Source organism: Bacillus sp. JJ1127, from assembly GCF_036965845.1.
Classification (GTDB): domain Bacteria; phylum Bacillota; class Bacilli; order Bacillales; family Bacillaceae_G; genus Bacillus_A.
In genome coordinates this window covers 64,956-86,181 of record NZ_JBALQK010000043.1, presented here as the reverse complement: position 1 = coordinate 86,181, position 21,226 = coordinate 64,956, and the positions used below count along the sequence as shown (strand labels likewise).

The window sequence follows — 21,226 nt, the reverse complement described above, 5'->3', positions numbered from 1 at the left end:
TAATAATACAATTCGTCATGTAAAAAAGTTCATGCAGCAAATAGCATGAACTTTTTATTACATATGATTTAGCCGCATTAAGAAAAATTCTAAAACAAGTTTCTTATCCATTTTCCCCGTTTTCATACTATAGTCAGCTTCAGCTAACTCTAAAATAACTTTTTTCAACTCTTCAAATGAGAAAAATTTCGTTTGATTCATCGCTAACTTTACTCGGTATGGATGAACCCCAATATGTGAAGCAATTTGATTTTGTCCGTATCCACGCTGCTGTAATTCTTTTACTTGATACAGCAAACGGAATTGACTTACTAATAGCGCAAGCAATTTAATCGGTTCTTCCTGCTGAGTAAATAAGCCGTCTAAAATTCGCATTGCTCCTGCAATATCTTTTTTTACCACTTTTTCTGTTAAAGCAAATACATTTTGTTCAACCGATTTCGGTACAAGTTCTGCCACAAGTTTTGTTGTAATTTCACCGCCCGTACCAACATAAAGAGTCAACTTATCCATTTCTTTTGCTAACATCGTTACATTGCTTCCTACAAGCTCTAACAGCAAACTAACAGCTGTATCTTCAATGTACACATGTACTTCGTCTGCACGAGCTATAACCCACTTTCTGACGTCCTGTACTTGCATCTCATTTGCTTCTACTACTTCGGCTGTTTTCTTTAATAATTTTGTGATTTTTTTCCGCTCATCTAGCTTTTCATAAGGAGCTACAAATACGACAATCGAAAATGGAGAAGGCTCAGCAATATATTCTTCTAAAATCTTTATATTTTGCTCCAATTTTTCTTTCTGTGATGTTAAAAATAATGGCGATTTTATTAATAGTATTTTACGTTCTCCGAAAAAAGGAAGCGTCCTTGCATCTTCTATTACATCTTCTAAATATGCCTCTTCCAAATCATATGTGACAACATTAAATTCACGATCCTCTTCAACGAGCGCTTCCGTTGTTATCAGCTTTATCGTTTCATTTATAAAATAAGCTTCCGTTCCATATAATAAATAAAGTGGTGCAAACTGTTTCTTTTTGATTTTCTTATGTATATCACTCATACTTTTTCCTACTCCCTAACTTGGCAATATATCTTTATACTAATGCGGTATCTTTTGTTTTACAAGTACAAAGGAACAGGCTGCAATTACCCGTTCCTTTATCTATATAAAACGCCACGCAATAAGCCCCGGGATTCTTATTGGTGTGCGGTAACCACTTTACTTTTATTATTCACAACCGTCATTCAAGTATAAGTGCCAACTGTTAACATGCTTGGAAATCAAAATTCTCCTCTTTTGCCATCACACACTCGTGGAAAAATACATAACACGCTCTATTTATCTCCATATGGAAATTGTAGATTTTTTTCTGACAATATTTTATACTAAAGTGGAATGTTGGGGAGGGATTCTAAATGAATGAATTTGAACAAAACGTTCAAAGTAAACGTAATGACGCTGTTGATTCAGGGGTAGGTTTTATCGTTTCATTTGGTTTTTTCGCAACACTTTTCATTATAGCAACAATCATTAAATTTATAGGTTCTTAAAGGCTGCTGCTTGCGGCCTTCTTTTTCAATCTTTTCTGTGTTTCATCATATGTCAACTTACTCTGAAACGTTCCTTCCCCCCCTTGAAAAACATAGGAAATGGCCCCTTGCTCATCCGTACGCCATATTTCAATGTCCATCCCCCTTAAGCGCTCTAACACTTGCTGGTGCGGATGCCCATATCGATTATGTTCTCCAGCGGAAATAATTGCTTTCTTAGGTTGAATAAGATGTAAAAAAGACGCAGAAGATGATGTCTTACTCCCGTGATGCCCAACCTTTAAAATATCCGCATATAGCTCTGGATAATGCTCTATTATACGCCTCTCCCCTTTTTCTTCTAAGTCCCCCGTAAACAGCCATGTAAACCCTCCTAGTTTCGCCCATAGGACAATGGAGGAATCATTATCATCTTTTTCTTTTCCTTCTGGGGACAGCACCGTAAATTCCGCTTCATCTACTTTCCAGCCATCTCCTTCTCCTACCACGTTTATCTGTATACCTTTTTTCTTCGCAATTTTCTTCAATTCTTTTTCTAATATGGAATCTTCTTGCTTCTTTCCAAATATGATTTCTTTTACAGCGATAGAGGATAATAATTCTTTAGCCGCTCCCATATGATCCGTATCGCCATGCGTTACAAATAGCTTATCAATTGTACGAATCCCCTCCTTTTGTAAAAATGGGAGGAGGATATCATATCCAACAGAAAACTCATGTTTCTTCTGTTGCCAAGGCTCTTTTTTAATCGGAATTGTTCCTCCCGTATCAATAAGATATACCCCTTTTTCATACGGAAGGCGAATTAATATCGCATCCCCTTGTCCAACATCAATAAATGTAACACTTCCGCTCGGGCGAAAATAAGGAGACATATAATGACAAGTACATACGAAAAGAAACAATCCAGCAGCTAAAAACAAAAACTTTTTTCTAACCGCTCTTTCCCACACGATGAAGATACTAATTAAACTTAAACAATATATGGCTACAAGAAATGGAGGTGTTTGTCCGAAGGTAAGGCGTAGAAACGGGAGGGTTTCACAGTACTGAAGAAATTCATTAGAGAATGTTAAACATACCGATAATCCATGCGCAATCCATTTCGCTACAAGAGGAACAAATATCATACATATAAAAATAATAATGCTACACGGCAATACAATGCAGGATAAGAATGGGACAAATATAAGATTGAGAAAGACACTATATGGAGAAAAATAACCAAAATGATATAACAAAATAGGCGTACTAGCAAGCTGCGAAATAATAGAAAGATAAATTGTGTTTCGCACGAGCCCCTGATCACGTCGCAATAAAATATCGGCAGACAATAGCAAGGCTAAACTACCAACAAACGAAAATTGAAACCCAATATCAAAGACCATATAAGGGTCATATAAAAGCATCAATATAGCCGTTATACTAAGGGTATCTAAGCTTGAAATACGGACAGAATGGATAAGTGCCAATAGTAATATAACCCCTGTTACAGAAGCCCTCATAACAGATGGAGATGCCCCTGCTAAAAACATATACAGCGGAATACAAACAATAAGACATATCGTTGCCATTTCCCTTGTCACACCAATCCGAAGTAAAACAAAGTAACCAATTGCGGTCAGCAATACAATATGCGATCCTGAAATTGCTAGTAGATGAATAAGCCCAAACTGTTGATATTGCTTTTCTACTTCAAATGTCATCTGTTGTCGATCACCAAACAACAACGCATTCATAAATGCTCCAGATTGCCCAGGAAACATTTCTGAAACTTTCGAAACTGCATTTTGTCGTAAGTGAAAGAGCCAATCTGTAAAACTCAACTTATTTTTGTTACAATTTGAAATCTCCGTTGCTTCAAATAAGAAATGAACATGTTGCTTATATAAGTAATCCTGATAATCAAACCCGTGAGCATTACGCGCTTTAGACGGTTCTTTTATTTCTCCTTTAAAAGTGCACTTCATCCCAGCATATAATTGCCGCAAGTGCTCCTTTTCCTTCACTGATTGAATTTTGTAAAACAGTTGCAGCTTATCTTTGTGATTATCTTCGATTTGAAAAGAAAGACGATCTCCATTAATAATAGGCGTATTTTGAATCACTCCTTTTATCACTTCGGAATGGAGGTCTTTAGACGGCTGGTTTTCTTGCTCGATATATGAGGTATAGAGAAAGCTACTGAAACATGTCAGTATACAAAAAATGAGGACTTTATGCGAAGCACGATATATACAGAATAAAACATAGCAACCAAATACACTAACAGACAACAATTGAAACGAAGAACAGGCGATTGCAATCCCCATAACAAATGAGATTGCAATATAGCCCCATTGTCGACGCAACTCATACTCACCCCTTATAGCGGATATTCAAAAGGCCCGGTAAAGATAACTGTCACATTTCTTCGTTACGTTGCCAGTTCCATCTACACTCCGTATCCTCCTGGCTTCCGCGCCTCGAACTGCTCGGCACTCTTTATCCTCCTTTTTGAACACGCACTTATAGCATTTTTTTTGCTTTAGCGAATACTTGTTGTAGTTCATCCATTGTTACATCATCTTTTTCTAAAGAGGAGAACAGCTCTTTTAATTGCCAATGACGTTCTTGCTGTTCTATCGATGTAATATCATATTCTAACGGAACATGTTTCACAGTGACATTTGCTTGTTCGAATAGTTCCACAGCATACGGATGGTTTTTATAATCCTGCGCATAGTACACAGCTGTAATACCACTTTGAATAATCGCCTTACAGCACTGTAAACAAGGAAAATGTGTAACATAAATTTCCGCACCCTCTGTTTTTACACCAAATTTGGCACATTGCAATAAAGCATTCATTTCTGCATGAATTGTGCGTACACAATGATTATCGATCACATAGCATCCATCATCTATACAATGAACACCACCTTTAATTGAACCATTATAGCCACCCGCAATAATTCTCTTATCCCGGACAATTGTTGCTCCTACCGCAAGCCTTGTACACGTGCTACGCAGTGACAATAAATGGCTTTGTGTCATAAAATATTGGTCCCAAGAAATTCGTTCCATATCTTCACCTACTTTTTTTATCTACTTGTAGTGTAGCGAAAGAAGAAAAAGCTCGTCAATCTTTTACGGAATAATTATTTGATCTTTTATTTTTTCAAGTGACTTCTCTCCAATACCATCTACCTCCAATAAGTCTTCCACTTTTTGAAATGGCCCATGTTCTTCTCGATATTTCATAATCGCCTCTGCTTTTCGAGGGCCAATTCCCGTTATTTTTTCAAGTTGCTCTTTTGAAGCATGATTTACTTGCACTTTTCCACCTTGCTGTGAAGATATAGCTGTTTCTTGTACTTGTTCTCCTTTCCTCGGCACATGCAGAAGCATTTGGTCTTGTACAATTTGTGCTAAATTCACTTTTGCTATATCCGCTTCTGGTAAGAAACCTCCTGCCTTTTCAATCCCATCTTTCACACGCTCGCCTTCCCTCATCTCATAGACCCCTTCTCGATGCACAGCCCCTTTTATATCAATCATAATTACTTTTTTCTGCTCTTTTGAATCTGCTGCTTTCAATTTACTCTTTTTCTCTTCACTCTTCATCGTTGTATCGATTTTAACAGTTTGTTGTTCCGTTTGTTGCTTCGTCTGCCATAAAAAGAGTACAATGACGACTCCAACACCCCCTAGCAAAGCAAGCCACTTCTTTTGAAAATTCCACATCATTTTATACCTCTAATTCATAAATTCACAACATGGTTCATATTGTTTAGGAGAAAGATGTTACGAAGGAGGGATGAAACATTGAACATAGGAATCATAGGGACAGGAAACATGGGGAATATATTGATCGATGCATTTTTAGAAACCCATGCTGTCAAACCTTCGTGCCTGACTATTATTAATCGTACACCTGCCAAAGCATATCATATAAAAGAGAAGTATCCTTCTGTTCATATAGCAAAAACAGCGCAGGAAGTAATTGAGCGCTCTCAGCTTATTTTCATTTGCGTCAAACCTTTAGATATCTATCCATTTTTAAAAAAACACGTTGCCTACTTTACAGAGGAAAAATGTTTAATTTCTATTACTAGTCCTATATCAGCAAAACAATTAGAAAAAGTTGTATCTTGCCACGTCGCACGTATTATTCCAAGCATCACAAACCGAGCGTTCTCTGGTGCCTCATTATTTACATTTGGAGAAAACTGTTCGGAAGAATGGAAACAAAGGTTACTTCTTTTATTTAAAAATATTTCTACCCCTGTTGTAATTGGTGAAGATATTACACGAGTTTCATCTGATATTGCCAGCTGCGGGCCAGCATTCTTCAGTTACTTATTACAATGTTTCATTGATGCTGCTGTAGATAAAACAAATATTACCTACGAGGAAGCAACTACTTTAGCCAGTGAAATGATTATCGGGATGGGAAAATTACTAGAAAAAGAACTCTTTACATTACCAACCTTGCAGGAGAAAGTATGTGTAAAGGGCGGGGTCACAGGAGAGGGCATTCGCATTTTGGAGGGACACGTCGGAGATATGTTCCATAAGTTATTCGAACGAACACATGAAAAATACGATGAAGATTTAGAAGGCGTGGAACAACAATTTAATAAGCACACGTAAAGAATACGCCATCATGAGACAAAATCCTCTCATCTATTTCTAAACTTTTTCACACTGTCTTTTCATCAAAACCTTTCTTTTTATCATTTATCTCTATCACTCTTCTATTTTTCTCTAAATAAAATAGCACATTCTCCATAAAATAAAAGCAACCTTGTCGGTTGCTTTTATTTTATCCATTCTTTTTTGCTACAAAAAAGATACGTTCTGTTTGTTCGGTTACTTCCATCCGTTCAAAATCACCTGTTACACGAAGCACTGTAAAACCTGCTTCTTCAAGCCATTTTGTTAACAATTCAACTGAATAAGCACGTTGTACGTGACATTCATCAAAACGATGGTATACCCCTTCCTCTATATCCTGGACAAAGAATGATAGGTCATGTTCCACACTATTTGATTCTTCACCAGGGAAGCAGTTCCAAATGAGAGCTATTTCTTCCCCATTGACTGTGTACGTTTCATTTTGAAATACATGATGAATTTTATATAAAGAGTGTACATCAAATAAAAACAGACCATCTTGACGCAAATGGTGAAATACTCGTCTGAATGTTTCTTGTATCCCCTCTTCTTGTAATACATAATTTAATGAATCACAAAAGATTGTCACACAGTCGAATTCACCAGGAACATCCAGTTCTCTCATGTCCTGTTGATAAAAAGGAATAAGATATCCTTCTCCCCCTAGTTTTTGCTGGGCAACCGTTAGCATTTCTTCTGAAAGATCGACCCCAATCATGTCATAACCTTTTCGTACAAGTGGAAGCGTTACATTACCAGTCCCGCAAGCTACATCAAGAATCTTCGCCTCTTTCATACCTGCCTGCTGTAAGCTTTCCTCTGTGAATTCTACCCATTTATCATATGGGACATCATTCATGAGTTCATCATACAACAATGCAAATTGCTCATATCTCATTGGCTTAACTCTTCTGTAATATCTTCACGTGGCACATCGCCCCATAGACGCTCTAAATTATAGTGATCGCGCTCATCTTTATGGAATACATGTGCAACTACATCGCCAAGGTCCACTAGAACCCAGCGCGCTTCATCGAAGCCTTCCATACGTTGTACGTCAATTTGAAGTTCATGTGCCTTCGCTTTAATTTCACGTGCAATTGCTTGTACTTGCTTATCTGAATTCCCGTGACAAATAATAAAATAATCTGCAATTGGTGAAATACCTTGCATGTTTAGTACAACCATATCTTCTGCTCTTTTATCATCAGCTGCTTTTGCTGCTAACACTAATAAATCTCTATCTTTCATTCAGTAATTTCCTCCTTCAAAACTGCATTGTACGTTTGAAATGTTAATGGATAAATTGTTTGATCCTTTTCCATTAAAAATTGAATTGTACGTTTTAAGGCAAATAATAAAGCTTTATTTATATCTTCCAGCGCCAATTTGCGCGCTTCTTCCACACCCGGAAACTTACGGCCAGGTTCAATATAATCCGCCACATAAATAACTTTATCAAGCATTGTCATCTCTTCATGACCGCTTGTATGATATGTAATGGCTTGCAAGATTTCAGGATCCGTAATACCCACTTCTTTTTCTACTAAGTATGCCCCAACTGGCGCATGCCATAACTCTTTGTTATATTGAAGTAAATCTTTCGGCAACTCTTCCTGCTGAATAATGTTTTCCATTTCTTGAATTGGTCTACATTTTGCATAATCATGAAATATAGCAGCCATTTCTGCTTTTTTCTCATCCACGCCATATAGCTTAGCAAGTTCAATTGCCGTTTCCATTACACCAATTGTATGTATATAACGTTTTTCATGCATTTGTTGTTTCACAATCTCAAGTGCTTCCTCACGATTCATACAACCCATTCCTCTCGATATATACCTGTACTTGTTCTGGAAGCAAATATTTGCACGTTTTCTTCTCCTTATATCTCTCTCGTAACAATGAAGAAGAAACAGCAAACTCCGGAATCTCTACAGTGACGATTTCATAAGGCGTATTTAATGTATAACCCGGCCTTGCAACTCCAACAAAAGTTACAAGCTGAAGTAATTTCTTGATGTTATACCATTTTGGTAAATACTCCACCATATCTCCGCCAATAATAAAATAGAACTGCACATCCGGATGCTTCTTTGTTAATTGTAACATAGTGTCATATGTATAAGATGGGCCCTCTCTATTTAGCTCTTCTAAACAAAGAGAAAAATACGCTTCTTGCTCAGTTGCCAGCTCTAACATCTGCAATCGATTTTCTACACTTGTAACATTACGATCCTGTTTATGGGGCGGGATTTGATTTGGTAAAAACCAAATTTCATCTAGCTTCAGTGCATGATATACTTCATTTGCAATTAACAAATGTCCATAATGTGGCGGATCAAATGTACCTCCAATAATTCCGATCTTTTTCAAAGGAAACGCCCCCTTACTTTACATGCAGTAACTCTCCTCAAAAAACATGAAGAGAGCCTACTGCCCGTAAAAGCTTAATTGTTCCAACTCTCATTAGTGAGCACTTCACCCTCTACATAGCGAGCATCGACTCCGGAAACGCCCTATACAAATCCCGTTTTATTATGGAAGTTTGATTTGCTTATTTTCTCTTGATTCTTTATATAAAACGATTGTGCTTCCGATTACTTGAACGATTTCTGCTCTTGCACCTTTCGCAAGTTCTTCTGCAACTTCATGACGATCAAATTCACAGTTTTGGAGCACGCTCACTTTGAATAGTTCGCGGGCCTCTAATGCATCTGCAATTTGTTTAATCATATTTTCATTAACGCCGCCTTTTCCAACTTGAAAAATCGGTGTTAAGTGATGTGCCTTTGCACGTAAAAATCTTTTTTGCTTTCCTGTTAACATATCATTAGCCTCCAAGCTTTCTCATTACTAATTGTTTCATTCTATCGATATCTGGCATGTGTCCTGTCCACATTTCAAATGCAAGTGCTCCTTGATAAACAAACATATCAATTCCATTTTGTACAATTGCCCCTTTTGCTTTCGCATCGTGCAAGAGTTTTGTCTCAAATGGATTATAAATAATATCCGAAACAATCGTTCCTTGCTTTAAAGAGCGAATTTGCAAAGGCGTATGCTGTACATGCGGATGCATGCCTATCGTTGTTGTATGAATGATAACATCATAATTCTCTTGTTTTTCCGTTGCTTGCTCTAATGAAAGAGCATGCGAAGTAACCTTCGCTTTACATCCTGCGATCAGCTGCTCTGCTTTCTCTACTGTTCGGTTGGCGATATCAATTTCTTTTACACCCACATCCGCAAGTGAAAAATAAATAGCACGACAAGCTCCGCCTGCACCAAGTAATAACACACGCTTTTGGTGCAGCGGCTCTTTGCTAATTGATTGTAAAGAACGAACATAACCAATTCCATCCGTATTATAACCAATTAGTTTCCCATCTCTATGAACTACCGTATTGACAGCACCGATTTGCTTGGCTAACGGATCAATTTCATCTAAGTATTTCATAATTGAAACTTTATGCGGAGTCGTTACATTAAAACCTAGGGCACCTAATGCTTTTAACCCTTTCACCGCTTCCCCTAACGTCTCTTCTTCTACAAGAAACGCATGATAATGAGCATCTATACTTAAGTGCTCAAATGCATCGTTATGCATGAGTGGTGACAATGAATGTCCAATTGGATTTCCGATTACACCATATAATTGTTTCATAAATCCCTCTCCATATTAAATTAAAGATTTACGTAATGAAACACTAACTCCTTTTGGTACATGAGCAACAATCTTTGCCCCTGGTTCATTCACAGTAACCCAACCTAATCCAGAGAATACAACATCTGTTTTTGCCTCACGAATATTAAATTCATATTTCACAAACTCAGGCATATTTTCTAGTTCTTCTGGAGTTGGTGGATTTAATAATTCCCCAGCGTGTTTTTCATATAATTCGTCTGCTTTTTCAAGCTTTGTACGATGAATTGTTAAACGATTTGAGAAATGGCAAGTGAACGCACGGCGACCACCACTAATATAATCAAAACGTGCCAATCCACCGAAGAATAATGTTTGTTCTTCGTTTAATTGGAAGACCATTGGCTTAATTTCTTTTGTTGGTGTGATCAGTTTCAAGCTTTGTTTTCCAACATAATGTGCCATTTGGTGATGATTGATAATACCTGGTGTATCATATAAAGAAGATGTTTCATCTAATGGGATATCAATTAAATCAAGCGTTGTTCCTGGAAAATGAGACGTTGTAATCACATTCTCAGTTTCTTCACTAAATTCCTTAATCATGCGGTTAATAAATGTAGATTTCCCCACATTCGTACAACCTACAACATATACATCCTTACCATCACGGTACTGTTCAATTGCCTCAGCAAGTTCACGAATACCTTGTCCTTTTTCTGCACTAATTAAAAAGATATCTTCTGGTTTTAATCCCAGTTGCTTCGCACTATAACGCATCCAATGTTTTACTTTATCATGCTTTACTGATTTTGGGATTAAATCCGCTTTGTTTCCAACAAGCAATACTTTGTTGTGTCCTACAAAACGATGTAATCCTGGTAACCAGCTTCCATTGAAGTCAAAGATATCTACAATTTTGACAACTAACGCATTTGACTGTCCAATTCCATTTAAAATACGCAAGAAATCATCATCTGTTAAAGACACATCTTGAATTTCATTATAATGCTTTAAACGGAAACAACGTTGACAAATTACTTGTTCTTTCTCTAAAGATGAAGCCGGTGCATACCCAACTTCATTTTTATTTTCTGTTTGAATTTCTATACCGCAACCAATACATTTAATCGTTTCAGTCAAACTTTATTCCTCCCAGTTAATTAAACCTTTTTTCTTCATATTTCTCATGATTCTTCGTTCAATCTTTCGATTAAAGCGTGTTACTAATCCATCTGTTTGCGCTACTGGTACAACTAAAATTGTATAAAGGCCAACACGATTTCCTCCCAATACATCCGTGAGCACTTGATCGCCAATCACTACGACTTCCTCAGGACTTAAATTCATTTGCTCCATCGCACGTTTAAAAGCACGAACAAGCGGCTTACGTGCACTATGAATAAATGGAATACCAAGTGGATCAGCAAAGTCCTTTACACGTTGCTCATTATTATTGGAAACAACCGTTACTTGAATGCCGCATTCTTGCATTTTTAAAAACCACTCTTCAAGCTGTGGCGTTGCATTCGGGCGATCCCATTCAATTAACGTATTGTCTAAATCAGTAATAATACCTTTGATTCCACGTTTCTTTAAATCTTCTGGTTGAACATGATATACGTTTTTCACGTATTCATTTGGTAAAAACAATTTCAATTTCTTTCACCTCTTTGAGGATTTTTCATAAAATTTTTCGACAGCATTTTTCGATATCCAACTTGTGGATAAAATTGTACACATTTTCCATATTAATATTTCGGTTAATTTAGAATTTATCAACAATTCATACACAATTTATCCACGGTAATATGTGGATAATCATCCATTTGTGACTGTCATATTTTTTTGGTACAGTAGATGCAACAAAGAACCTAGCCTTATTACTATAGGAGGTGACTCATCTTGAATACAAAACATATGGAACAGTTATCTACTGAGTTACTCACTGAGTCTTATTATAAAGCAAAAGAACTAAAATTAAATCCCGACTTCATTTTACTTATAAAACAAGAAATTATTAGACGCTCATTAGAGGACAAGCTTGTCAAATCATCTTGAGTACATATAGATTACTGCTTCACTTGTAAAAAGAGCCATCCTTAAGATGGCTCTTAAATAAAATGAAACTCCCATCCTTGGGAACCCTTCATTAGGCACATCAGCCCATCTCGCTTCTTTGAGCCCTCACAAGTTTGTGATAAAACTTTTACTGCTCATTATCATGAGATAATCGAGTTGCGATCTTTTCACCAACGCGCAGTTCTTGACCACTCATTAACGTTGAAACAGTTTCAATCATTCCTTTTTCAAACAATAAAACAACTGTTGAACCAAATGTAAAGTATGCCATCTCTTCACCTTTTTGAACAGTGTTTCTTTCATGAAGAAGCTCGATACTATTTACAAACATAGCACCTACTTTTACAAGTGCCATATGCTGCCCTTCACTGTCTACTTCTGTGACAGAACGATAATTCTTTGACAAAGGTTCTTTCCCATATTTCATGCCCGCTGCGTTTACTGGATATGATTTTCTTCCCAGTACAAATCGCTCTGTCACAGAACCGGAAAGTGGACTATGAATACGATGATAATGACTAGGGCTTAAATAAATAACCATATATGTACCGCCGATATAGCGCTTTGCTCTCTCTTCATTACCTAGCATGTCCACAATTGAATAGCGCTTGCCCTTAATATCAAATGTTTTCGTTTCTTCAATCGGGCCGGAATCAGCAAAAACCCCATCAACAGGACTAACAATATTTGATAGTTCAGCATCAATTGTTCGCTTTCCTTCTTTTAACTTACGTGTAAATAATTCATGCAGCGTTCGATACTCTTTTAAATCCTTTTCCATCTCATCTTGGTTTAATTGAAACACTTTTGCGTAAGATGGAATAATTATGGAACTTAAACGAGACTGTGCAAATTTACGTAATATATAAGAAGTAAACCGTCCATTTGTCAGTTCGATCATAAGTCGATATAATGTACGTCGCAAACCGCGAAACCTCCTAATCCGTCTTAAAATAACAATTACATTTAGCTTTCCCTTCTTTTCTTTCTATATCATACAGTGAAACCTAAAAAAATGGTTCTTATTTCCACATACAAACCAATCTAATCATACAAAAAGAAAAAATAAACACAATTTCTTTCATAAATTCGTTAGCACCTTCTAATATTACAGATAGAATCCGTCATTTTCAACAGTGAACGTATATTTCTTCTTAGAGTTTCTCGTTTTATTTCCTTTTTACAAAAAAAGAAAAACGACTGGACGTAAGCCGCAGCCGTTTACCTATTTTATTCTTTTGCTTTCTTCTCCTTCTCTGCCCGCACAAATTCATGAAACATTTTCATCAATGCTCGCTTCTCAATTCGAGATACGTAACTTCTTGAAATCCCAAGTGCTTTTGCAATTTCCCTCTGCGTTTTCTCTTTATCAAGTCCAAGTCCAAATCGCTTTACAATAACCTCTTTCTCTCGTTCATCTAAAATATCGATATACTCCTTAATCTTTTCTAATTCCATGCTAAGCTGAATCATATCAATTACATCTTCGGACTCAGATCTTAGGATATCTATCAATGATATTTCGTTACCTTCTTTGTCCTGTCCAATCGGGTCATGAAGCGAGACGTCTTTTTTTGTTTTCTTTAGCACACGTAAGTGCATCAAAATTTCATTTTCAATACAACGCGCTGCATATGTTGCAAGCTTCGTTCCTTTCCCTGCTGAATAACTTTCAATCGCTTTAATAAGTCCGATTGTACCAATTGAAATCAAATCTTCAGCATCTTCACCTGTGTTTTCAAATTTCTTAACAATGTGAGCCACAAGCCGTAAATTATGTTCAATTAACAGATTTCTCGCTTGAGCATCACCTTGCTCCATCAGCTCTAAGTATTTTTTCTCATCATCTGATGATAATGGATGTGGAAATGCATTGTTTTTTACATAAGAAACAAATACAAACACTTCGCGAACCATGTATCCAATTGCGGCGAATAGACTCAAACCCTTCACCTCCGCCAAAATAGTGGTCTTTACTATATGTATGTGGGCAGATGATTGTTTGTGTCTGTACAGCTTAAATATGAAACTCCATAACTTTCCAAGTAGAATATTTAAATTTATTTTTATACATATTATAATTATATATCACTATAAGAATGAAAATATGGCTATGCAACTAAAGCCCGTTCTAAAGAGTGGGAAATACTGTTTAGAAGCAGTAGTAAGTCTTCCACCTATTAAAAAGGACGAACAAATAAGATATTTTTATAACTCTTTTCTTCTAATCTTCTTATTCAAGAACTGTTTACTTAAAAATTACTTACTCCAAATTATCTCTCCAGTATGTGCATCAATATAGCGAATTTTACGGCATACGCTAGCATCTTTCTGATATTCTTCACTACCCTCAGTTGCCATTTGTTTATATATGAGTTCATACTTCGGTGTATCTGTATCATGATTTTCATGCCACTGTAATTCAACACGAAGAGCACTTCTATATGTTTTTAACGCCTGCTCTTTTCGTATCTTTGCGCTAGTTTCATAAGTAAGTAACTCTTCTATTATACCTTGAGATATACCCCTATACATTGTAACGTCTCCCGTTTCTGTATCTATGTTAATCATAACCAATAAACACTCAACTGGAATGCCATTTATATACACAGAAAAACAAAATCTCCCCGGACTATCCTCTTCATCATGATTATCCCAAAGACGGAGATACTCAGCCGCATTCGGAATGACATGTTCTAAAAACTGCAGTGCTTTTTCTAAACATTCTTCTCGTGATAATATTACTTTTTCTTCTCTTTCAGGGATTGCACAGAAATAATGAAGCAACGTATTTGTTGCTTTATCAATCCCAACCATCACATGATTTTTATATCGCAACATAGGTAAGTGCTTTTTATAAAAGTCATCCATTAAATATGTATTTGCTTCCTCCTTATTTTGCAATTCTTCCTTTGGAACAAATCTCATCCTTATTTCGTTTCCACAGTCATCCTCAGATACTTTCACGAATCCTTTCTCTTCTAAAGCAAGTAAACGGAAAATATCTTTTTCTTGTTCCTTATTATTTGGGAGCATGCTTATCGCCACAGTGGACGGTAATTTATAATGTTCTGGTTCAAATAAATTTTCCCCTGTGCATGCATCAACCAGTGCAGAAATTGGCTCTGGCTCATAAACAAGTCGATATCCGTTTGCCTCTTTTCCACCCTCATACTCATATAATTCAGGAAATAATTGTGCAAACACAAGTTTCATCTCTTGTCTCTCTTTCAGCTGCTGTAAAACTTGTTCCTTTTCGATAATCACTTCGGGCCATACTGGCTTTTCTTTTTTGCCATTATGATTACGAAATGCAATAACATTTCCTGACGGATGAATTCGCACAATACATCCCGTATGCGGCAAAGGGTACCCATTTACCTCTTGAGAATAGTGAACTTCTTGCATTCCACACCATTCTTTTACATCCACATATGTGTATTCTTCATATTCTGTTGTTATGTATTTCGTTACAAATGAATGAGCAATTTCCTTCGCTGCTTCCTCTCCCATCTCTTCGTTGTTACTTGGGAAAAATGCTTCATCATCTATATCCAATTCGATTAATTTACCTGTATATCTATTTAAAGAAATTCGTATGCTCTTCTCGTTATTATCTTGATGTTCCCAAAATAATACATGAAACGGTTCATTCACTGTTTGATCATCCACAACAAGATGATATTCAGCTGGAATTTCAATAATATGTGCTACTTGCTTTTTTCTTTCTTCATCTTTTTGATTCATCATATCCTCTCCCTATCTCTAGATATGGTAATTATATCATTTTCTAGAAAAAGTCCCTCAATCTATAGAAAAAACAGCTAGACTTCTCTAGCTGTTTTACTTCGTTTCACGATGCAATGTTACCCGCTTTAATCGTGAACAATATTTTTTTAGTTCGATACGTTCTGGGTTATTTCGCTTATTCTTCTTTGTAATATAATTACGATCACCGCATTCTGTACAAGCTAATGTTATATTTACGCGCATATGTAGCCCTCCTTTTCAAAGATTGCAAATAAAACGTAATGATTACGATTTATATATTATACATTAAAATTTCATTTGTCAATTACATAATAAAGTGAAACTTTTATCAGTGAGGTTTTCTTCATCCCCTACTGATTATTAGCCCTCACCAATCGGACTTTTACGGGCGTTCTATCTCCTACCTAACTTTTTTTACTTTCGCCGAATTTTGAGGCGGGAGTCTTACTCCCCGCAAATAGCGGGATAAATAGAAAGAAAGCGACTAAACCATCTTGATTTTAAGATGATTTTAGCATTTATTACAGAAAAGACAAAAAACTGCAACAATTAGTTCATACGAAATTCACATCAATCGATTACTATTAAATTTGTACATAATGAATTTACTAAAAATCTCATTTATGAATATATGAAGCCTCATTAGAAAGGAGTTAAAAACATGAAAGCTAAATATCGTTTTATGATTTCATCATTTGCAGCATGTGCTTATATGATTTGGTATTTAGTATAATAAGCAACCTGACTTGTAAATATGAAAAGGTGTGTATATAAATGGACTATAATCAATCAACTGTTAACTATTGGAAAGCATTTGTATTACCATATACATTCGCTTTAGAAGAGTTAAAAACAAAATTCGAAATTATGAACCGGGAAGCTCAATTTTTAGAAGACTATAACCCGTTTGAACATATAAAAACAAGATTAAAACAACCTGCAAGCATCATAAAAAAACTGGAGCGTAAAAATTTAGCTCCAACAATTGAGAATGCCCAAACACATTTACAGGATATTATCGGCATACGGATTACATGCTGCTTTGTAGAAGATATCTACCACTTAAAGGAAGTTATTGAAAATCGTGAAGACATGCAAATTGTAGAAGTCAAAGACTACATAGCCAATCCAAAGCAAAATGGCTATAAAAGTTTGCATATGATCATTAAGTATCCATTATCATTGAATTCTGGCACAAAAGATGTCTTTGCAGAAATTCAGTTACGTACACTTGCAATGGACTTTTGGGCAAGTTTAGAGCACAAGCTCTACTATAAATATGAAGGGAATATTCCCGATTATTTGAAAGATGAACTTCACGATGCTGCCATGAAAGCTGAAGAACTTGATAATAAAATGGCAACAATCCGCCAAGATATCGATGATATTGAAGCATGTTCAAATCAAATTTTATTACCATTATAAAAATCATACTAAGTAGTTCAGCTTTCGTGGAGAAACAATAGAAATAGCATACAAATTATTAGGCCAAATCACATATTGATTTGGTCTTTTATTTTTGCTATTATTTCAACGTTTTTAATGATTTGATATATAAGCAAAAAAAGATATGAAATAGCACTCAATGATTACGTATAACTGATAAGGTATTCGATTTAAAAACATAATATATCTAAAATAGTTCACTTAATATTGGGAAAACTTTTTTGGAAGGTAAATGGAAATTTTGTGTTAAAATAAATGAATATACAGATTCCGAAAAGTTGTATGTAAACTAATGAGCAGAATACTTGAATCAGACTGAATAAAGAATAAATCCTTAGAGGGAGGGGATACAATGAAAAAAATAATGGTTGTCGGTGCTTCGGGAGTTCTTGGTAAATTAGTTTGTACAGAACTACTTCGTATATTTAATAATCAAGTTAAATTAACAGTTACTGACTATAAAGCTGCTAGAGGAATGAGATTAGCAAAGTCATTTGATCAGGAAGTGATGTTTCAATATTTAGATGTAACTAATGAAGAAAATACAAAGAAAATACTTAAAAATATTGACATTGTAATAGTTATTTTAAAACAACAAAACCCATATATTCAAAAAGCTTGTGTAAATAACGATATTCTATGTATCGATGTTACACCATTTACGGACTTTGTAAAAAAAATAGAAATATTGCATCAAGACACTGAAAAAAATGAAGTAGGGTCAATCGTAATGTCTGGATTCTTTCCAGGATTATCTGGATTGATGGTTAAAAAAGCAGTCTCAAATTTTCATGAAATAACAGAGGTGAATGTAGGGCTACTACAAAATACTAATGCAAAAGCTGGAATATCAGGAATTTTAGACATGTTAAAAATAATTTCTCAACGTGTCGATTATTATGAAGACCGCCATTCAACTAACTTATCAGGATTTTCCAAAAAAAGAAGAATGTATTTCTTTGAACCAAATGATAATCGGGAAGTAAGACTAATTGACCATGCTGAAAAACAATTCCTACAAAAAGCACTACATATTAAAAATATAAACTATTGGACTTCTTGGAATAGTGTTTTCTTTAACAAACAAATCTCTTTCCTTAAAAAATTTGGATTAATTGATGTTATCCTTAAGCTTAATAATAACAAGTTTCTTTCAAAAATTGTTAAACATAACCCCAATAAAAATGAAGATGCGTTTCTTACAGTAGAAGTAACAGGGGTTATTGATGATACAAAGTGTAAAAAAACTTTATCCTTATCCACCTTTTCTGATTATCATTTAACGGCTATGGTTACAGCTGCCTTGGCCAAGATAGCAGTTAATAAAAAGATAACAGGTGTAGTTTTTCCTTCTGAACTAACGAGTGTAGATGAAATACTTTCTGAAATAAATTGTAAAGATGTAACTTTTAAAGAATTTTTTCAAAAATAAAGTATTTATAGCTTAGTGGTTCTTCTTAATTCCCCTTTGTTCTTGGACAACCTTATGATATAAATTATGGTATTAGTTCAAGAACAAAAAATAAACACGCTAAAAAACGCTTGGAGATGTATCTAAGCATTTTTATGTGCTAAATTTATTGCTAATTGTATCGTTTTTTGGTACGAAAATTTTACTGTGAATTTAAATTTTCTCCACGTTATCGGAACTACTTATCCTAATACAAAGCCTTTTTTATTTCTTTTTTATCCCGCTATTTGCGGGTAGTAAGACTCCCACCTCAAAATTCGGCGAAAGCAAAAAAGTTAGGTGGGAGATAAACTGCCCGTAAAAGTCCGATTGGTGGGAGATAATAACCACCAATGTGGGATGAAGAAAACCCTCACTGATTAAAGTTTCACTTTATCGTACGAACCTCTTCAATTTTCCAATGTTCCTCTTCTTTTCCAAGTGCATACTGCACTTTTTTCTGAAGAGATTTTCCACTATCCATTTCTTTTTCTTCTGTTTCCGCAATAACAAAATTACCTTTCGTATCTTTAATCTGAACATGCTCTAACTCAATTTTTTTATTTCCTCTTTGAAATGCTGCTTCTTTTTGTGTCCGTAAATCTTCAGCACCAACAATTTTGGTTGAAAACAACGCCATATGTTGATTGAGGTTTTTGTCATTCGTTGTTTGAACAAATGCCTCAATTACATTTCGAACTTCTTTTTCATCTTCTGGTGTTATATGTAGTTTCACTTCTTTTTTCACTGTGATGTCTTTCTTCTCTACCTCTTTTTTCTGTGTTTCCTGCTGAGATTGACATCCCATTAACAATAATCCAGCTGCAATAACAATCCCTAATTTCTTAATGAATCTTCGCATCCTATTTCCTCCCCCAAAAATAAAAAGCGAGGCAAACTGCCCCGCTTTTTATTTCGCAATTAGCGTCTATCTTTATTCGGGTCACCACCGCCAACAATATCGAAAACACGTTTTGCTATATTTGTATTTTCTTGAACACCAGAGAATAAGTATTTACCTGGTCCAAATGCATATACGTTTACATCTTCACCAGTATGTCCACCTGTTGTCCAACCTGTAACTGATCGCTTATTAAAGATATCTTCAATTGCATTATCAATTTTCGTTACATCTTTTGATGGAGCAATATCATTAACAGCTTTAATTTCTTCTGGCGTTAATTCTAAATCAATATATTTTTTCAATGTTTCTTCTACATTTGCACCTTTTACAATTTCATTTGCCATAAAGTCTGGTGTGCGTTTTGCAGCTTTAATTGCATCTACTTTAAAGTTATATTCACCGTTCGCACCTAGAGAGAAACCACCTGTAGAATGGTCAGCAGTTGCAACGACTAATGTATGCTTATCCTTTTTCGCAAATTCGATTGCTGCTTTAAACGCTCTTTCGAAGTCTTCCATCTCACTCATCGCTGCCACTACATCATTATCATGACCAGCCCAGTCAATTTGGCTACCTTCGACCATTAAGAAGAATCCCTTATTATTTTTATTCAAGCGATTAATGGCTGCATTTGTCATTTCTTCTAATGAAGGTGTTTGATCATTACGATCAATCATTTTATCTAAACCACCTGGTGCAAATAAACCAAGAATTTGATCATTTTTATCGTTTAATAATTGCTGACGATCCGTTACATAACTATAGCCAGCTTTCTTAAATTCTTCTGTAAGATTGCGATCCTTTCTTACGAAGTTATTCACACCGCCGCCAAGCATAACATCTATTTTATGCTTACCTTTAATTTTTTCATCAAAGTAATCATTCGCAATTGCATCCATATTTTTACGACTAATATCATGTGCACCAAAAGCAGCTGGTGTTGCATGTGTAATTTCAGAAGTTGCAACTAGCCCTGTTGATTTCCCTTGTTCTTTCGCTTGCTCAAGTACCGTTTTTACTTCTGTTTTATCATTATCAACTGCAATTGCTGCATTATATGTTTTCACACCCGCTGACATCGCTGTTGCTGCCGATGCCGAGTCCGTAATATTTTCATGTTCATCTTCTGGATATGTCTTTTGTGTTCCTACAAGATGTTTATCAAATTCTAACGGCTCCATTTCAAATGTTTTTGGATTATCTTTCATATAACGATGAGCTGTCATATAAGAAGGCCCCATACCATCCCCAATTAATACGATGACGTTCTTAATTTTTGCATCATTTTCTTTTCCGTCTGCCTTGATTACATCCGAACGCGTAAAGTTCCATGTTGTTACTGAAGCAATTGCTAAAGATGCAGCAGCAGCAAACGGCCATGCTTTCTTTACAAACTTTTTCACTTTTTTGTCCCCCTAATAGGTTATTAAGTTCCCTCTACTCAATTTAATGGAAAACTATTAAGGAAGAGTTAGACTTATGTAAATATTTTGTTAAGTTATGTAAATATTTTGTTAAGTTATGTAAATTATAGTTATAATTTGTATTTATTTGTCTATTGTTATGAAATATAGATTTTACAAAACACATGTAAGTGGATTGGATTTTCTGCAAATTCACAACAAAATCTTTACATTTCCTATGATAAAATATTCTTACTATCGTTTGCTCTTTCTGTTTTCACTTCGCATGTGGCAGAAAAAAGCCCT

At 35.5% G+C, this 21,226-nt stretch carries 23 protein-coding genes; 5 read left to right on the top strand and 18 right to left on the bottom strand.

All coding sequences use genetic code 11. The annotated features are described in order from the left end of the window. Positions 1-57 precede the first annotated feature (57 nt). Positions 58-1,068, bottom strand: coding sequence for a DNA polymerase III subunit delta (gene holA / locus V7183_RS05640; RefSeq protein ID WP_335358947.1), 1,011 nt, complete (start codon positions 1,066-1,068; stop codon positions 58-60). A 356-nt stretch (positions 1,069-1,424) separates the two neighbouring features. Between holA and V7183_RS05635 the strand changes: the two genes are divergently transcribed. After that, positions 1,425-1,559 carry a YqzM family protein gene (locus V7183_RS05635; RefSeq protein WP_041810028.1) on the top strand — a complete coding sequence of 45 codons (135 nt, stop codon included), beginning with the start codon at positions 1,425-1,427 and terminating at the stop codon, positions 1,557-1,559. On the opposite strand, the gene V7183_RS05630 is transcribed toward V7183_RS05635, so the two are convergent. From V7183_RS05630 to V7183_RS05620, 3 genes are all read right to left on the bottom strand, one after another. Beyond that, the gene (locus V7183_RS05630) at positions 1,556-3,910 is read right to left on the bottom strand and encodes a DNA internalization-related competence protein ComEC/Rec2 (protein WP_335358946.1); all 2,355 of its coding nucleotides are present in this window, start codon (positions 3,908-3,910) and stop codon (positions 1,556-1,558) included. The two genes, V7183_RS05635 and V7183_RS05630, sit on opposite strands and share 4 nt — an antisense overlap. 157 nt (positions 3,911-4,067) lie before the next feature. Then, a complete protein-coding gene (locus V7183_RS05625; protein ID WP_097896962.1) occupies positions 4,068-4,625 on the bottom strand; it encodes a ComE operon protein 2 in 558 nt (185 codons plus the stop codon). A gap of 63 nt (positions 4,626-4,688) precedes the next feature. Beyond that, a complete protein-coding gene (locus tag V7183_RS05620; RefSeq protein WP_335358945.1) occupies positions 4,689-5,288 on the bottom strand; it encodes a helix-hairpin-helix domain-containing protein in 600 nt (199 codons plus the stop codon). 78 nt (positions 5,289-5,366) lie between these two features. On the opposite strand from V7183_RS05620, the gene comER reads away from it, so the two are divergent. Next, positions 5,367-6,194 carry a late competence protein ComER gene (comER, locus tag V7183_RS05615; RefSeq protein ID WP_097896964.1) on the top strand — a complete coding sequence of 276 codons (828 nt, stop codon included), beginning with the start codon at positions 5,367-5,369 and terminating at the stop codon, positions 6,192-6,194. Positions 6,195-6,366: 172 nt separating this feature from the next. On the opposite strand, the gene V7183_RS05610 is transcribed toward comER, so the two are convergent. The 8 genes from V7183_RS05610 to V7183_RS05575 all read right to left on the bottom strand — a co-directional run bounded on the left by V7183_RS05610 (position 6,367) and on the right by V7183_RS05575 (position 11,523). Beyond that, positions 6,367-7,116 (bottom strand): class I SAM-dependent DNA methyltransferase, encoded by a 750-nt coding sequence (locus V7183_RS05610; RefSeq protein ID WP_097896965.1) that lies wholly within the window; start codon positions 7,114-7,116, stop codon positions 6,367-6,369. Further along, a complete protein-coding gene (gene rsfS / locus V7183_RS05605) occupies positions 7,113-7,469 on the bottom strand; it encodes a ribosome silencing factor (RefSeq protein ID WP_097896966.1) in 357 nt (118 codons plus the stop codon). Before rsfS ends, V7183_RS05610 begins: the two co-directional genes overlap by 4 nt. Next, positions 7,466-8,035, bottom strand: a complete 570-nt coding sequence (gene yqeK, locus V7183_RS05600) for a bis(5'-nucleosyl)-tetraphosphatase (symmetrical) YqeK (RefSeq protein WP_097896967.1) — start codon at positions 8,033-8,035, stop codon at positions 7,466-7,468. The genes rsfS and yqeK overlap by 4 nt, the downstream gene beginning before the upstream one ends. Further along, positions 8,025-8,594 carry a nicotinate-nucleotide adenylyltransferase gene (locus V7183_RS05595; protein WP_097896968.1) on the bottom strand — a complete coding sequence of 190 codons (570 nt, stop codon included), beginning with the start codon at positions 8,592-8,594 and terminating at the stop codon, positions 8,025-8,027. The genes yqeK and V7183_RS05595 overlap by 11 nt, the downstream gene beginning before the upstream one ends. 162 nt (positions 8,595-8,756) lie before the next feature. Further along, positions 8,757-9,047, bottom strand: coding sequence for a ribosome assembly RNA-binding protein YhbY (gene yhbY, locus V7183_RS05590; RefSeq protein WP_097896969.1), 291 nt, complete (start codon positions 9,045-9,047; stop codon positions 8,757-8,759). A 4-nt stretch (positions 9,048-9,051) separates the two neighbouring features. Next, on the bottom strand, positions 9,052-9,885 hold the full coding sequence (aroE, locus tag V7183_RS05585) for a shikimate dehydrogenase (protein WP_097896970.1): 834 nt from the start codon (positions 9,883-9,885) through the stop codon (positions 9,052-9,054). Between the two features lie 15 nt (positions 9,886-9,900). Then, the gene (gene yqeH / locus V7183_RS05580) at positions 9,901-11,007 is read right to left on the bottom strand and encodes a ribosome biogenesis GTPase YqeH (protein WP_097896971.1); all 1,107 of its coding nucleotides are present in this window, start codon (positions 11,005-11,007) and stop codon (positions 9,901-9,903) included. Positions 11,008-11,010: 3 nt separating this feature from the next. Beyond that, positions 11,011-11,523, bottom strand: coding sequence for a YqeG family HAD IIIA-type phosphatase (locus V7183_RS05575; protein WP_097896972.1), 513 nt, complete (start codon positions 11,521-11,523; stop codon positions 11,011-11,013). Between the two features lie 246 nt (positions 11,524-11,769). Between V7183_RS05575 and V7183_RS05570 the strand changes: the two genes are divergently transcribed. Continuing rightward, entirely contained in the window at positions 11,770-11,925 is a 156-nt protein-coding gene (locus V7183_RS05570) for a sporulation histidine kinase inhibitor Sda (protein ID WP_141523183.1), read from the top strand. 148 nt (positions 11,926-12,073) lie between these two features. Here V7183_RS05570 and V7183_RS05565 read toward each other — a convergent pair whose 3' ends face one another. From V7183_RS05565 to rpmG, 4 genes are all read right to left on the bottom strand, one after another. Next, on the bottom strand, positions 12,074-12,871 hold the full coding sequence (locus V7183_RS05565) for a phosphatidylserine decarboxylase (protein ID WP_335358944.1): 798 nt from the start codon (positions 12,869-12,871) through the stop codon (positions 12,074-12,076). 305 nt (positions 12,872-13,176) lie between these two features. Next, a complete protein-coding gene (gene sigK, locus V7183_RS05560; protein ID WP_097896974.1) occupies positions 13,177-13,890 on the bottom strand; it encodes an RNA polymerase sporulation sigma factor SigK in 714 nt (237 codons plus the stop codon). Between the two features lie 315 nt (positions 13,891-14,205). Beyond that, the gene (locus tag V7183_RS05555) at positions 14,206-15,696 is read right to left on the bottom strand and encodes a YcdB/YcdC domain-containing protein (protein ID WP_335358943.1); all 1,491 of its coding nucleotides are present in this window, start codon (positions 15,694-15,696) and stop codon (positions 14,206-14,208) included. A 93-nt stretch (positions 15,697-15,789) separates the two neighbouring features. Continuing rightward, positions 15,790-15,939, bottom strand: a complete 150-nt coding sequence (rpmG, locus tag V7183_RS05550; RefSeq protein ID WP_097896976.1) for a 50S ribosomal protein L33 — start codon at positions 15,937-15,939, stop codon at positions 15,790-15,792. A gap of 552 nt (positions 15,940-16,491) precedes the next feature. Here rpmG and V7183_RS05545 point away from each other — a divergent pair. Both V7183_RS05545 and V7183_RS05540 read left to right on the top strand, forming a co-directional pair. Beyond that, entirely contained in the window at positions 16,492-17,142 is a 651-nt protein-coding gene (locus tag V7183_RS05545; protein ID WP_097896977.1) for a GTP pyrophosphokinase, read from the top strand. Positions 17,143-17,515: 373 nt separating this feature from the next. Continuing rightward, the gene (locus V7183_RS05540; RefSeq protein WP_335358942.1) at positions 17,516-18,595 is read left to right on the top strand and encodes a saccharopine dehydrogenase NADP-binding domain-containing protein; all 1,080 of its coding nucleotides are present in this window, start codon (positions 17,516-17,518) and stop codon (positions 18,593-18,595) included. A gap of 406 nt (positions 18,596-19,001) precedes the next feature. On the opposite strand, the gene V7183_RS05535 is transcribed toward V7183_RS05540, so the two are convergent. Together V7183_RS05535 and V7183_RS05530 are read right to left on the bottom strand one after the other, a co-directional pair. Continuing rightward, complete coding sequence (locus tag V7183_RS05535; RefSeq protein ID WP_335358941.1) at positions 19,002-19,475, bottom strand: hypothetical protein; 474 nt, start codon at positions 19,473-19,475, stop codon at positions 19,002-19,004. Positions 19,476-19,534: 59 nt separating this feature from the next. Continuing rightward, positions 19,535-20,920 carry an alkaline phosphatase gene (locus tag V7183_RS05530; protein ID WP_335358940.1) on the bottom strand — a complete coding sequence of 462 codons (1,386 nt, stop codon included), beginning with the start codon at positions 20,918-20,920 and terminating at the stop codon, positions 19,535-19,537. Positions 20,921-21,226: the final 306 nt, after the last annotated feature.